The 13073-nt window shown below is 48.4% G+C and carries 12 protein-coding genes; 6 read left to right on the forward strand and 6 right to left on the reverse strand.

The window, feature by feature from the left end:
• Positions 1–66: 66 nt before the first annotated feature.
• The 3 genes from ACKKE8_RS10760 to ACKKE8_RS10770 all read left to right on the forward strand — a co-directional run bounded on the left by ACKKE8_RS10760 (position 67) and on the right by ACKKE8_RS10770 (position 3322).
• Complete coding sequence (locus ACKKE8_RS10760; RefSeq protein WP_409178158.1) at positions 67–702, forward strand: O-methyltransferase; 636 nt, start codon at positions 67–69, stop codon at positions 700–702.
• Between the two features lie 43 nt (positions 703–745).
• Complete coding sequence (gene udk, locus ACKKE8_RS10765; protein WP_409178159.1) at positions 746–1390, forward strand: uridine kinase; 645 nt, start codon at positions 746–748, stop codon at positions 1388–1390.
• Between the two features lie 105 nt (positions 1391–1495).
• Positions 1496–3322 carry a peptidoglycan D,D-transpeptidase FtsI family protein gene (locus ACKKE8_RS10770; protein ID WP_409178160.1) on the forward strand — a complete coding sequence of 609 codons (1827 nt, stop codon included), beginning with the start codon at positions 1496–1498 and terminating at the stop codon, positions 3320–3322.
• Here the strand turns inward: ACKKE8_RS10770 and ACKKE8_RS10775 are convergent.
• Positions 3234–3725 (reverse strand): Mov34/MPN/PAD-1 family protein, encoded by a 492-nt coding sequence (locus tag ACKKE8_RS10775; protein ID WP_409178161.1) that lies wholly within the window; start codon positions 3723–3725, stop codon positions 3234–3236. The two genes, ACKKE8_RS10770 and ACKKE8_RS10775, sit on opposite strands and share 89 nt — an antisense overlap.
• 176 nt (positions 3726–3901) lie before the next feature.
• Here ACKKE8_RS10775 and ACKKE8_RS10780 point away from each other — a divergent pair, with 176 nt between their 5' ends.
• Entirely contained in the window at positions 3902–4966 is a 1065-nt protein-coding gene (locus ACKKE8_RS10780; RefSeq protein ID WP_409178162.1) for an HD-GYP domain-containing protein, read from the forward strand.
• A 190-nt stretch (positions 4967–5156) separates the two neighbouring features.
• Positions 5157–5723: a GNAT family N-acetyltransferase gene (locus ACKKE8_RS10785; RefSeq protein ID WP_409178163.1), complete on the forward strand. Its 567-nt coding sequence runs from the start codon at positions 5157–5159 to the stop codon at positions 5721–5723.
• Between the two features lie 103 nt (positions 5724–5826).
• Here the strand turns inward: ACKKE8_RS10785 and ACKKE8_RS10790 are convergent, their stop codons facing one another.
• The 5 genes from ACKKE8_RS10790 to ACKKE8_RS10810 form a co-directional block, all read right to left on the reverse strand.
• Entirely contained in the window at positions 5827–6456 is a 630-nt protein-coding gene (locus ACKKE8_RS10790) for a LysE family translocator (RefSeq protein WP_409178164.1), read from the reverse strand.
• Between the two features lie 82 nt (positions 6457–6538).
• A complete protein-coding gene (locus ACKKE8_RS10795) occupies positions 6539–6958 on the reverse strand; it encodes a DUF2809 domain-containing protein (protein ID WP_409178165.1) in 420 nt (139 codons plus the stop codon).
• 104 nt (positions 6959–7062) lie between these two features.
• Positions 7063–7749: a DUF1266 domain-containing protein gene (locus ACKKE8_RS10800; protein WP_409178166.1), complete on the reverse strand. Its 687-nt coding sequence runs from the start codon at positions 7747–7749 to the stop codon at positions 7063–7065.
• Between the two features lie 20 nt (positions 7750–7769).
• Positions 7770–9827 (reverse strand): tetratricopeptide repeat protein, encoded by a 2058-nt coding sequence (locus ACKKE8_RS10805; RefSeq protein WP_409178167.1) that lies wholly within the window; start codon positions 9825–9827, stop codon positions 7770–7772.
• Positions 9827–11527 (reverse strand): molecular chaperone HscC, encoded by a 1701-nt coding sequence (locus ACKKE8_RS10810; RefSeq protein ID WP_409178168.1) that lies wholly within the window; start codon positions 11525–11527, stop codon positions 9827–9829. The genes ACKKE8_RS10805 and ACKKE8_RS10810 overlap by 1 nt, the downstream gene beginning before the upstream one ends.
• A gap of 169 nt (positions 11528–11696) precedes the next feature.
• Here ACKKE8_RS10810 and ACKKE8_RS10815 point away from each other — a divergent pair, with 169 nt between their 5' ends.
• The gene (locus tag ACKKE8_RS10815) at positions 11697–13037 is read left to right on the forward strand and encodes an SMI1/KNR4 family protein (RefSeq protein ID WP_409178169.1); all 1341 of its coding nucleotides are present in this window, start codon (positions 11697–11699) and stop codon (positions 13035–13037) included.
• Positions 13038–13073: the final 36 nt, after the last annotated feature.

Here is a 13073-nt window from a genome sequence, read left to right on the forward strand (position 1 = left end):
TGACGTAGCCAAGTTTTCCTAAGGTGTGCTATAATAATTCGGTTGTAACGAAAGAGGAGTGAAATCATGATTACCAATCCGGCAATTGACGACTACGTGTCAAGCCTGGTTCCCGAGCGTTCTCCGCTGCTCAAGCGACTGGAGCAGGAGGCGGCAGAGGAAAACATTCCGATTGTGCAGCTTGCGTCCGCTCAAGTCATGCGGATGTTGTTATTGCTGCATCGTCCCAAAGCGATTCTTGAAGTGGGTACGGCAATTGGCTATTCCACCATTTGGCTTGCAGAAGCTGCGCCGGAAGCGCGAATTGTCACGATGGACATAGATGAAGATCGATTGGTGAGAGCACGGGAAAATATAAAAGAAGCAGGATGTGCAGATCGTGTGGAAATACTCTCACGTGACGCCACTTTAGGGCTGCCGGAGTCGTATCAATTTGACTGCTTGTTTATCGATGCAGCCAAAGGTCAGTATCGAGTATTCCTCGATTTGTATCTACCGCTTCTTCGCGAAGGCGGTTTGGTAATCAGCGACAATGTCCTGTTCCGAGGGCTGGTGGCGACACCAGAAGAGGCGGGCAAGCGTCAGCGTCCAATGGTGGACAAGCTGCTTTCTTATAATTCACATCTGATGGAGCGTCCTGATTTAGAGACAACATTTATTCCAGTAGGAGACGGGCTGGCCATCAGCTTGAAAAAGAAATAGGGTCGAAAACGTGTAGAGCATCATGAGGAAGGGGACATGAAGCATGGGTAACCCCGTATTGATTGGGGTAGCGGGAGGCAGTGGTTCTGGAAAAACGACTGTAGCAAAGGAGCTGTACCGCCAGTTCCAGAATGATAGTGTAACGATGATTGAGCAGGATTCCTACTACAAGGATCAAAGCCATTTGAGCCCAGAAGAGCGGGCGTTGACGAACTACGACCATCCCTTCGCTTTTGACAACGATTTGTTGCTTGCGCATTTGCGGGAGCTGCTGCAAGGAAAAGCGATCCAAAAACCGATCTACGACTTCAAGGAGCATAACCGCAAGCCGGAGCAAATCCAAGTCGACCCGAAGGATGTCATCATTCTGGAAGGAATGCTGATTCTGGAGGATGAGCGGATTCGTGATTTGATGGATATCAAAGTATTCGTCGATACCGATGCGGACGTGCGTATTGTACGCCGAATCGTACGTGACATCGAAGAGCGCGGTCGTTCCCTCGATTCTGTCGTGACACAGTATCTAAACGTCGTTCGACCGATGCATTTGCAGTTTATTGAGCCGACCAAGCGATATGCAGACGTCATCATTCCAGAAGGCGGCTACAACCGAGTAGCATTGGATCTGTTATCCACGAAGATCAGCAATATTTTATTGGAGAAGCAACAATTCGCCAATCAATCTTAAATACCAAAAGTGCACCGTGACGTACGGTGTGCTTTTTTCTTTATTCGTTGTTTCTGTCGCGTACATTCCGGCAATACTGGTGAAAAAAGCCAGGGAGGGAATTCGATGCAGCTGGATCGACGAATCAAAAGACGTCACTTTCTTGTGTTGTTGTCCATGTCGTTGTTATGGCTCGGTTTGGTCGTGCGATTGTGGTGGATTCAACTCGGTTCGCCCCATCGGTTTTCTCGGCATGGCGTTGATTTGGTAAAGGCAGCAGTAAAGCAAAGACAGCAAAGCATCGTGCTGCATAGCGGGCGTGGCGATATCGTAGATCGAAATGGGTACGCCTTTACCGGAGAAGAGCATCTCGCCTTGATTTTGTTCCCGTTGGCGCGTGGGAGCCTGCAAGGAACAGATGGCTTGCAGCGGTTGGCTCAAATAACCGGAGAATCCAAGGAACGGCTGTCGGAGACGATGGAAAAGGCAAAAGTACCGCTGCTCATGCGAGAGGAGTCCGGCAAGCTGGTGATGCTCACCGAGCGGCAGGCCGAGGAAATCAATGCACTTGCCATCCCAGGAGTTGTGGCATTGGCGGTGACAGAGCGATACCGCGCTGATGAGGTAGCCAAGCATCTGATTGGTTTTATCCATAAAAATCCCAACATGGTGCAGAAGCAGTATCCAGATGAATGGACCAGCGGCAAAATGAATGCCGAGAGCACGCTGGGGGCATCGGGTCTGGAGCGAAGCTTTGACCGGTTTTTACAGGGAGTAGAGCCTTCTGTCTTGTCCTATTATGTAGATGGGCACGGACAGCCGCTCCGAGGGCTGGATATTCGCTACACGAAGCAGTCGAATCAATACTATCCGCTTTCATTAACGACTACCTTGGATGCAGCAATCCAGAGAAGCATGGAGGCAGCAGCCGATCAAGTAGGGTTAAAAGAGGGCAGTATCGTCGTTTTGGACGTACAAACAGCCGATGTTCTTGCAGCTGTTAGCCGTCCTACGTATGATCAAACGAATGTTACAGGAAACACAAGCGACTGGAAGAATCGCGCATTCAAACAACTCCCGCCTGGTTCTGTCTATAAAACAGTGGTAGCAGCAGCCGCCTTGGCGGAAGGAATCGTTTCACCAATTGAACGATTCACATGTACAGGGGAGTATGGGAAGTACCAATTCTCCTGCTGGAAAAAAGAAGGTCACGGCAGTGTGACACTGGAAGAAGCGTATGCCCAATCCTGCAACATTGCGATTGCCCATATCGCCAAAATGGTGGGCGGAGAAAAGTTGGAGGAATATGCAAAAAGGCTAGGCTTGACCACTCAAGTGGGGCATGTTACCCCTCATCTGTATAAACTCAAAGATTTCAAGCAGCTGGATGGCGAAGAGCCGGGTAGAGTCTTTGCAGAGGGCATATCCCGCGACGATGAAGGCGTCCTGATTCAAAGTGCCATCGGTCAGCGGGATGTACGTATTACCCCCTTGCAAGCAGCCAACATGATGGTAACGATTTTGCGTGGCGGTCAAAGCTCTCAGGTACGGCTGGTAAAAGAGATCGCATACCGAAATGGTCAGTCGTTCCATACATTCCCCGAGCAGGAGCTCTCTTTGGACGGAATTGACTACGTCACAGCCAATAAATTGCGAAAAATGATGCGAAAGGTTGTCACAGAGGGAACAGGACAGATGCTCATGAATTCCGCTTGGCAGGTGGCAGGCAAAAGCGGGACTGCGCAAATCGGGGATGCGAATGGAAACAACCATCTGTGGTTTCTCGGGTACGCTCCGTTAGAAGAACCGCGTTACGCCATTTGTGTCGTGGCAGAAAATCAGCCGAGCTGGGGAAAAAACCAGGCTATGGAGCTTTTTCACCGAGCTGTCGCTGAGCTTGCCGATCATACAGCTCAATCTTCCCAACCTCGCGAAGAGTATTTCCGAGGATGAATCCTCTTGCGTTAATTTGATTGTTTTTACCTAGCCCGACGATCAGCATGAGGGGAGAGGAGGACATGTACATGGATTGTGACGCTTTTGCCCAAATGGTTCTCTTATCACCTTTGCTAGGAGAGAGTCGCTTTACCGTATGGCTATGCCAATCCCCAATGTATTTCCATTGTCGATGCCTGCTTAATTTGCGGACGAGTTTATTGAGATGCCTATCATCGAAAAATATAGAATGTGGCTGGTGAATCGCATTTGGGCCTGGTTCACTTGCATACGTAACGACCCATCTATCCTCACCAAGTGGGTATCCCATCATAACCCCTCCTGTTTCCAGCGAGGGTTTTTTTCGTACGGCCTGCTCAATCTGTTTCCACGCTTTTGATGTGATGTACAGCGTCGTCATGAGACGTTCGTCCCTCCTTGATAAAACCACTGACATTTGCTTGATATCATATGTATGCGAAAAGTGAAATGTCCCGGCGTCCAGCAAAGTTATGAATTGTCGAAAAAAAGATTGTAACTCACCATCTTCCTTTTTATAATTTGAGTAAAAAGACGGAGACTGGAAAGGTTGATTGTATGCCTTTGGCACCTGTTGATCTCTCACTGATTGGACAAGTTTTAGCGGCTGATTTGTACACTGAACAAGGAATTTTGCTGCTGGGACAAAACACGACGATCACGCCTGCCCATGTGATCCTATTGCAAAAGCAACGAGTCCGTGAGGTTGACATTATACAGAGTCTTACGGAGGGAACCGGTGAGGAAGTTACTTCTCAACTATTCCAACTAGAGGCAGATTCTGAGATCGTTGCTGCTTATGTACAAGCTCTCGACAAAACAAGACTACTCTTTGATGAACTGACAGTTGGCGGGGCACCGAGTCTTGATCATTTTTCCAACATCTTTTTTGATGTAGCAGAAAAATCGACGAAGCATTTGGGTTTGTTCCGGAACTTGTACGTACTGGAAGGGGCAGATAGCTATACATACCGACATTCATTAAATGTAGGCATTCTCTGTTCGCTCATTGCTCGCTTGTTGAAATGGGATGAAGAGCGAGTAGCATTCATGGGGACAGCCGGATTTTTGCATGACATAGGAAAAATGAGGGTACCCAAGGAAATATTGCTTAAGCCAGGCAAGCTAAGTGAAGAAGAATTTGCGATTATGAAGAAGCATACCGTCTACGGCTATGAAATGATCCGTGAGATGAAGGGTGGGTCTGAGCTGTTGGCTCTGTGTGCCTTGTTGCATCACGAGCGACTCGACGGGTCTGGCTATCCGGAGCAGAGGAAAGGCGGTAGCATTCCGATCGAATGTCAGGTGCTCGCCGTTGCCGACATGTTTGATGCGATCTGTTCTGATCGGGTATACAAAGGGAGGTCGTCCCCATTCGAGGCGGCACAGCTCCTGTGGAAGGAAGCCTGTAACGGGACGTTGAACGTTGAGATCGTTGCGCAGTTTGTCCGCTACATTGCCTTGCTGTACGTTGGCGCGAAGGCGAGGTTGAGTAGCGGGGAAGAAGTCGAAGTGATTCTTATCCATCAGGATGAGCCGATGCGTCCGTTGGTAAGAAGAATGGGTGAATTCCTCGATTTGCGGCATGATCGCAAGCTGACGATTGAAAAAATGATTGGATAGGAAAGTCGATGCGAAAAAGGTGAAATCGCTCTCGAAAAATGAGAGCGGTTTCATTGTTGCTGATCTGTGAACGATCGTCGGGAAGGCTCGATCAGCTTGGCAGATTGTGACACAATGAAAGTGTGCATGATACACAAAGAAACGAAAAGAGCCGTGTCGTGCGAATGCTCGAAACGCAAGGAGGAAACACATGATACGCAAAGCGGAACCCACAGATGCAGCTTTTGCTGCGCCATTAATTTATGATGCCATTGGAGATATCGCGCATACGTTGACAGGTGCAACGGAGGCAGCGGATGCGATTCGCATGATGGAGGAGTTTTTTGCGAAGGAAAATAACCGACTCAGCTACGAAAACGCAGTGATTGCCATGGATGGAGATGTACCGGTAGGACTGGCGCTCTTTTATCATGGAAGCCAAACAGAGGTGCTCGATCGCCCCTTCGTTGAGCATGTCCAACGTTTGACTGGTGAGACGATTACACTTGTAAAAGAAGCAAAGGATGACGAATTCTATTTGGATTCAGTCGCGGTTGATTCCTCATGCAGAGGGAAGGGGATCGGATCACTTCTGCTGGATGCCTTTGAAAAAGAAGCGATTCAGCGCGGGCATGACCGAATCGCTTTGCTCGTTGACGAGGAAAAGCCACGTGCGCGCAAGCTGTATGAATCGCTCGGCTATCGTGAGGATGGGACAGTGATCGTAAGCGGGCATAAATTGAGCCATATGGTGAAGGACATATCGGAAAAGGCGTAAGAAGGCCTCTGTCGGGGCTTGATACAACAGCGGCCACCTAAGTCTTAGACTGGTCGCTGTTTTTTTATTGAACGAACCCGTTTGTCAATAAGTGCATGTATCATTATCTGCGATCAAAAGCAAGACTCGCAGCAAGACCTGTCAAGACACTTGCCATTAGCCAACGCTGCACCCGTAGCCATGTTGGGCGTGTACCAAACCACAGAGCAACTCTGCTCGCTACAAGAACAATAAGCAGGTTAATGGTAAAGCTGACAGCTATTTGTGTTAGACCTAAAGTAGCACTTTGCAGGAGCACCGATCCCCGCGCAGGATCTACAAACTGCGGTAAGAGTGAAACATACAAAATAGCAATTTTGGGGTTCAGTAGATTGGTGATCAATCCCATCAAAAATAACTTTTTCGGCGGTTCAATAGGAAGAGTATCAGGCTTGAGAATGGAAGCAGCACCTGGTTTGACCGCATTCCAAGCGAGCCAGAGCAGGTAGACAGCCCCGGCCCACTTGACTGATTCGTAAACGAACGGAACCGTTATGAAAAGAGCCGAGAGACCGAACATGGTTGCGATCATGTAAATTACGAATCCAAGTATAACACCAAGAAGCGAGATGAATCCGGCTGTGCGGCCTTGCGAAATCGTACGAGAAATGAGGTAAATCATGTTAGGACCAGGAGAACAGACCATACCAAGCGAAACAAATACAAAGGCAATAAAAGTACCAAAACTCACCAATTTACATTACTCCTCTCTGTGGTTCTTCAAAGTTAAAAACCAGTAAGCTAAAGGATTGAATAAATCGGAAATCCTCCAAAAATCACGAGCGTTTACGCCAAGACCAAGCTAGGTCGAGCAGGGAAGAGACGGCAATTCCTGCCGTGTACCGCACAAGGTCAGCCGTCAAAAAGCCTTTTCCTAATACCAACGCCCCAAGAGTTGTCTCCCGGATGTAATTGATCCAACCGGCCTGATACAACTGGCTGCCCTCGATCGCAAAGCAAAACGCGAGGCTGCACCACATCGCGAAAGAAATCTTTTTATGCGCAAAACAAGTACGAAAGCCGAAGTAGATCATGCACGCCCATAATGCATCGCCAAAATGCTCAGCTACAAAGACAGGCAACACATCGGCGAACGCTCTGGACCCTAAGCCCAAAGCCATGACAGCAAAAACAGCCACGAGATAGGCGACTCTGGCTCTCCATCGACACGCGGAGCGCTCGTTACACGTGCTCATAGGTATCGTCCGGCAGCACTTCCATTCGGCTTTGTACATACACGATCAATCTTCCTCTTTTATTTATCAATTTTTGGAGGGGAGTTCCTGAAAAGCTAGCCAGCTTACTCGGGCAGGTAAGGTGTTAAATCAAACTTCCAGTCAAATTCACGGATCGGACTGTACTTGCCCGTCAGGAGCTTCAATATATGAGCTTCGGTTGCTTTACTCGTATTTTTGGACGCGCCTGCTTCGTCGTAAAGATTGCCGCATGCATACGCAAATAAATACTCTTCCCAGCTCGAATAAGCGAGTTGGATTCGCTTGGCTACGTCCAGCATGCTTTCTACGGCATCCACCTTGGGAAGATAGGACTGCTGGGCACCTACTTTGCAAATAATGAGATACCAGGCGTAATCAAAGGCGGCTATGCCGGCATGTGGGAGTCTGTTCATGTACGAGTACACGATCAACTGCCGGGCTGACTCCAGGTCGCCTTTTTTTAAGGATGCGATGTAGTTGGAACGATTGGCAGTGCTGAGTGCGGATAATACGTGGCGATGCTGATCAAAATCAGTTCTTCGCCCATGCTCCAAAAACCAGGTCAAGCGCTCTTGCGTTTTGTTTGCATCTCCCGTGTCCCATCTGTTGTCAATTCGAAGCCGCAAAAACGTATCGCGCAGACGGTTGTATTCGTGGATTGCCAAATAATACGCGAGCTGCTTCTGATTTAAGCAAACAGAGGAGAGAGCATGCAAGTAGCGGCTTAACTTCGGGTCGATCTCTTTTTCGTTTTCTGCTTCTTTTGTCATGGAATTGCTCTCAGCCTCCTTTAGTGGAATGTCAATGCTTTGCGAGTTTTGGGAATCTCACGAATGATGCGGATGTAAAACAACATGGAAATTATCGCGAGAATGCCCAGAAGCCATGATCCCGTCCATCCTTTTTCTTCTAAGTCAGGCTTGGCATTGATATACCTATCGGTCATGAGAACGGCATTGTGCGGATGCTTGCGTTTGTCCAAAGCATTCACAATGACAGGCAGCATCTCACCATCCGGTATCGCCTTGAGCGTTCCTTGCATCGTAATAGAATGGTTGTCATGAATTTCTTTGGCATGGTCGTAGTCCGTTATGACAATGATTGCTTGTTGACCCAGATAACCCACATTTACATAGCCGGTATCAGAGTTTAATAGATCTCGCTCTTCGGCTTTGGCAGCAGGAATGAACTCGGCTTTTGGCTCGGGATGCTTCTCTTTGTCATAGACGCGGAGCATATTGATATAGGAAGCTTTGGTCATTGTAAATTCCACTTGGTAGCCGAGCGGAGTTTGTTTCAACTCGTCCATCGTCTTAATTTGGACAGGCTTGAATTTATTGACCAAGGAGTCAAACATCTGCTCAGAAGTCATATCCAGCTTCATGGATACAACAGCAAACATGGCGTAATGGAGCAGAAGGAGGAAAATAATCGTCCAAATGTTACGTCTCGTGTAGATAGCAAAAAATTGCTTGATTCTTGCTAGCTTGCCAGGAAGCCCGAGTGCGCGTAAGTTTTTTCCCCGATTAGCTTTGGCTTGCTTGTTCGCAGCTGGTTCAGTCACCCTGTCAAGCGGTGATTGTATTTGCGTCAGGCATATCTTCGCGTCGATATCGGACGGATTATGCGAAAGCATCTCCCGAAAAATCTCTTGAGCCTTCTCCCATTCCCCTAGCTGAAGATAGCCTTTCCCCAGCAAGCTGCGAGCATCCCACAGTTCTGGCATGCGATTGAGGATTTCCTCGCAATCTCTGATCGCATCAGCAGCATCTCCCTTTTCGAGGAAAAGCCGGGCACGATTCAAATACGCATCGATGTTATCTGGATCAAGACGTATCAACTGATCATAGGTATGAAAGGCACGATTCTTATTTCCGGTTCGCAAAAAATATTCGCCCTGTAAACGGATCAAATCGGGGTCCAGAGCGTACAGGGCATGAGCTTTTGCCAAATAGCTCTGAGCCGTTTCCCAATCATTTTCCATGAGGGCAAATAACGCATCGCTGCGCCATTCTAGAAACGCTTCAATATCCAAGTCCTCGCGATTCTCAAAAGAGTGGTAACGCAGCGTGAAGGTCTGATTGAGCTGGCCGTTCAGGTAAGCGACAAAACGCCCTGAGAGCTGGCTTGCGAGCTTTTCCGATTTCTCCCGCCATTGAAAATGGGAATCCAGCAGCTTCCACACCTCATGAGGCAAGTGATAGTGTTCTTCTAAAAAGTGGAGAAATTGCGTATCGATGAGTTGATGGCAGCCGACATTCCACATGGCCTCGTCATTCAGCAACTCACGCCAGTTTTCAAGCTGGATACGTTGGTGATAGTTATCGTACAGCTCTTGCGTACGGCGGAAAAAACGCTCCACCATATCATCAGGGTTCATGGAGCGTTCGGAATGATCGTAGCTCTCCGCGAAATCGTATCGCTTGGGAATGGGGATTTCTTCTTGAGAGACTACTTCTTGCGTTGTTTCCTCTAAAAACCTGTCAAACAGGGTGAGCCGCTGCGGTGGATCGTAGTTAGGCTGCTCTTCTTCTACTGGTTCAGAATGCCACAGATCATAAAGACGTCTCGGCGGCTGGAGGGGAACCGATTCTTCTTGCGAGTCATGATTCTCCCCCTCATCCAGCTGTCTCGGCTGTCTTCTTTCCGGTAGGGGCGTTTCTTCGATCATACGATTCCGCTTGGTATTGCGTGTGTACTTCAAGGCGAGGTCATACGCCTCTCGTAATTGCTGAAAGCCTTCTGGATCAACTTCCGGATTGTGCACCTTCAACTTTTTGGCATAAGCCTTTTTTATCTGGGCAGGATTGTCCGTCGGTTCAATCCCGAGAATCTCCCAAATCCCCATTAATACTCATTCCACCCTTCAAACATGTCCAGCTGCTGCTTCAATTCTTCTGCTGCTTTGGCGATGTCTCTTTCATTTTGGGTGGAGAGGACACTTTCGAAGCGGCGTAAGTAATTCGCAATGATCATCCGGTCTTCGCCCAACGCTTCCTCATACATACGCTCGCCTTTTGCCAGAAGCAATCGATTTTCGGTTCGCTCTCTGGGGTGGATCTTCATGTTTTGAAGGGCCTGAAAGCGCTCCTCAATTTCTTGTTTTGATAGGCTACCTGGATTTTTTTCGATGACAGCCTTGGTTTTGACTCCTGTAGATACGACAGTCACTTCGACTTCCAGAATCCCGTTGATGTCATATGTATAACGAACATCGATAGACTCCTCACCCTTTTTCGCAGGGGGAACTTTTATATTCAATTCACCAAGCTTGAGGTTATGTTCGACGCGTCGGCTTTCCCCTTGATACACGTCAACGAGGATAGAGCGTTGATAATCGAGAACGGTGTATAGCCGTTCTACCCGGCTGACCGGGATTGGCGTATTGCGCTCGATGATCGGAAAAAAGTAGCCATCCTCGTGTTTGCCGTTTGCCATGGTTTGTACAATACCCGTACCGAGTGTGTATGGGCAAACATCGGTCAAAACAAGCTCGTTTAACGCCTCATTGCGTTCCTTGAGTGCTGCTTGAATCGCTGCTCCCAATGCAACAGCCTCATCGGGATTAATATGGGAATAGGGCAGTCGCCCAAATATTTTGCTTACGACGGATTTGATAAGCGGCATCCGCGTCGCACCGCCAATAAGCACGATTGCGTCCAGTTCTCGAGGTGAGATGGATGCGTCTCGCAAAGCACGTTCGATCGGCTGACGCAGTCGTTGCAGCAGAGGAAACGCGAGTTCTTCCAGCTGATTCCGGCTGAGAGTCGTTTCAACCAGCTCTCCCTGGATATTGACACTCATTTTCCCTTCTTGGTCGGAAAATAAGGCGCGCTTGCACAATTCAGCTTGTTTGTGAATGGACGAACGTGTTTTGCTGTCTAGCGTGTTGATATCGAGTCGATGGGCTTCTATGAAATAAGAGGCAATCAGATCGGTAAAATCTTCGCCGCCCAAAAAGTTGTCTCCAGCGATTGATTTTACTTCCATCACACCTTCGAACATTTCCAAAATAGAAACGTCAAACGTTCCGCCACCTAAATCGAATACGAGGAATTGTGTCTCTGATTCCTCCTGATGGAGCCCATATGAGATCGCGGCAGCAGTCGGTTCGCTGATCAAACGCTCTACTTTGAGTCCAGCAAGCTCTGCTGCTCGTTTAGTTGCTTTGCGTTGTGTGTCGTTGAAATAAGCAGGCACACTGATAACCGCTTCGTGAACGGGGTGTCCGAAATGAGCCTCAGCATCCGCCTTCAAAGATTTAATCACAAAGGAGGAAAGGTCTTCGGCAGAAAGGGAATACCTTCCCAGTTGGTATCTTTTTTCTGTCCCCATAAACCGTTTAAAGGTAGAAGCAGTCCGATCTGGGTGAGTCAGGAGGCGCTCTCTGGCGATTTTTCCTATCAAGATCTCGCCGTTTTCATCGACGCTGACCACAGAAGGAGTCAGTGTTTCTCCGAGTGCGTTTGGAATGAGCATCGGTCCATTATCAGTCCAGTAGGCCACCAGACTGTTCGTCGTGCCCAAATCAATTCCAATGGTGGTCATCAGCTAGGTCCTCATTTCCGTGTTTTTTCTACTAATATCGGCAAAATTAGAGACTTTGTAGATAATTTTACCATGAAAAAAATGGATATAATTGGTGCTTTAGTAGGATATGAAATCGAATTTTAGATAAAGAAAATAGAAATAGAATTCGTAAGATAGAAAGCGACAGATGAGAGAGGTCGTTATGCCAATGGAGCAGCGAATGGAAAAGTGGTTTGAAGCGTGGAAGTTACTTATGCATGATATGGAGCGACAAGGTGCCCAGGTTTGGCCGCTCACAATAGAACCACCAGCAGGGCTGGAAGAAATCGAAAGAAGAGAGGAAAGTCTCGGGGTCAGCTTTCCCGCGACGATCCGTACTATTTTGCTTGCCGGCAGCAGTCAGGTTCAAATTAATTGGTCGTTGCCATCTCGAGCGTTAGATCCTTTTTCACTCAGTGGAGATTTGGGATGGTCATTGGATGCATTTGAGTGGCCGTACTTTGGTGGAGACGAAGAGAGTGAGGACGAGAAAAGGTATCTCTGTTTTCACGTCGGCGGTAATGGCGACATGCTGCTCATCGATTTGTCGACAGGCGCAGATGACCCGCCCGTCTATTCTTGGGGGCATGAGACAGACGAGTTCCTATTGCTCGGCAAAAGCTTCACAGAGTTCGTAGAGCGAGTCACGGAGCTGGGCTGTATTGGGGCAGAGTGCTGGAATTATGAAGCACTCGCAGGTGCAGATGGGCTCGATGTTGAGGGGCAAGTCGCACAAGAATGGAAAGAATGGCTGCAAACCTATCGGACGCTCACCTTTGAAGAGGCGGCGCAAGATTTCGAGAAGCTGGTCTTGTTTGCAAAAATGCATGGTGCAGGAGATTCACGTATCCAAGAGGCATTTACTCAATACGATTGGGAGCCGATTTTGCATAAATGGGTAGCGCAAATCGAGCAAGAAACCTCATCAAGCAATCTGCTACTCTGGTGCCAGCTCATTGTCGAGACAGTAGGCAAGAAGGCTGAGGGGTGGGTACGCTCGCTCTGGGAGTCCGGGCCACATTATGAACGCATAGGCTCGAGTCTACGTGCATACGTGACGGCAGCTTGTTTGCCGGAACAAGAGGGCTTGCAGCGAGTTTTGGCTGAGATGGACGAAGTCGTTGCCAGAAAAGAATGTCTGGTAGGATATGCTGCCAACAGTCATTTGCATCACTTTCGCTCCCGAGAAGTCATTTTGTGGATGGAACCGCATGTGGCGTACCCGATTGAAGGCTGGGATGAGCTATTCGCGGCATCACGTCCACAATGGGATGATCTGATTCGCTGGCTGGACGGAAATGAAGCACAGCGGCAGATTGCGTTAAGTGCTTGGGGGAAAATGCTGGCAAGTGGTGAGTCTCCTTCTGGTGAAGCGAATTGGCAAGAAATCAATCGGTTGTTGGATGTAGCGTACGAAAAAGCCATATTGCGCAAGGAAAAGGAGCGTGTAGATCGCATTCGCTCTTCCTTGGAAACAGCAAAGCATTAGACGAGGGGGCGCCGAGATTTTATTAACGTTCGTGGA

It is taken from the genome of Brevibacillus fortis (assembly GCF_046196545.1).
In the GTDB taxonomy this organism is placed as follows: domain Bacteria; phylum Bacillota; class Bacilli; order Brevibacillales; family Brevibacillaceae; genus Brevibacillus; species Brevibacillus fortis_A.

Bases quoted from the DNA above. Each gene is read 5' to 3' on its own strand.
- ACKKE8_RS10760 (WP_409178158.1), top strand. From the start codon at position 67: ATGATTACCAATCCGGCAATTGACGACTACGTGTCAAGCCTGGTTCCC.
- udk (WP_409178159.1), top strand. From the start codon at position 746: ATGGGTAACCCCGTATTGATTGGGGTAGCGGGAGGCAGTGGTTCTGGA.
- ACKKE8_RS10770 (WP_409178160.1), top strand. From the start codon at position 1,496: ATGCAGCTGGATCGACGAATCAAAAGACGTCACTTTCTTGTGTTGTTG.
- ACKKE8_RS10775 (WP_409178161.1), bottom strand. From the start codon at position 3,725: ATGACGACGCTGTACATCACATCAAAAGCGTGGAAACAGATTGAGCAG.
- ACKKE8_RS10780 (WP_409178162.1), top strand. From the start codon at position 3,902: ATGCCTTTGGCACCTGTTGATCTCTCACTGATTGGACAAGTTTTAGCG.
- ACKKE8_RS10785 (WP_409178163.1), top strand. From the start codon at position 5,157: ATGATACGCAAAGCGGAACCCACAGATGCAGCTTTTGCTGCGCCATTA.
- ACKKE8_RS10795 (WP_409178165.1), bottom strand. From the start codon at position 6,958: ATGAGCACGTGTAACGAGCGCTCCGCGTGTCGATGGAGAGCCAGAGTC.
- ACKKE8_RS10800 (WP_409178166.1), bottom strand. From the start codon at position 7,749: ATGACAAAAGAAGCAGAAAACGAAAAAGAGATCGACCCGAAGTTAAGC.
- ACKKE8_RS10805 (WP_409178167.1), bottom strand. From the start codon at position 9,827: ATGGGGATTTGGGAGATTCTCGGGATTGAACCGACGGACAATCCTGCC.
- ACKKE8_RS10810 (WP_409178168.1), bottom strand. From the start codon at position 11,527: ATGACCACCATTGGAATTGATTTGGGCACGACGAACAGTCTGGTGGCC.
- ACKKE8_RS10815 (WP_409178169.1), top strand. From the start codon at position 11,697: ATGAGAGAGGTCGTTATGCCAATGGAGCAGCGAATGGAAAAGTGGTTT.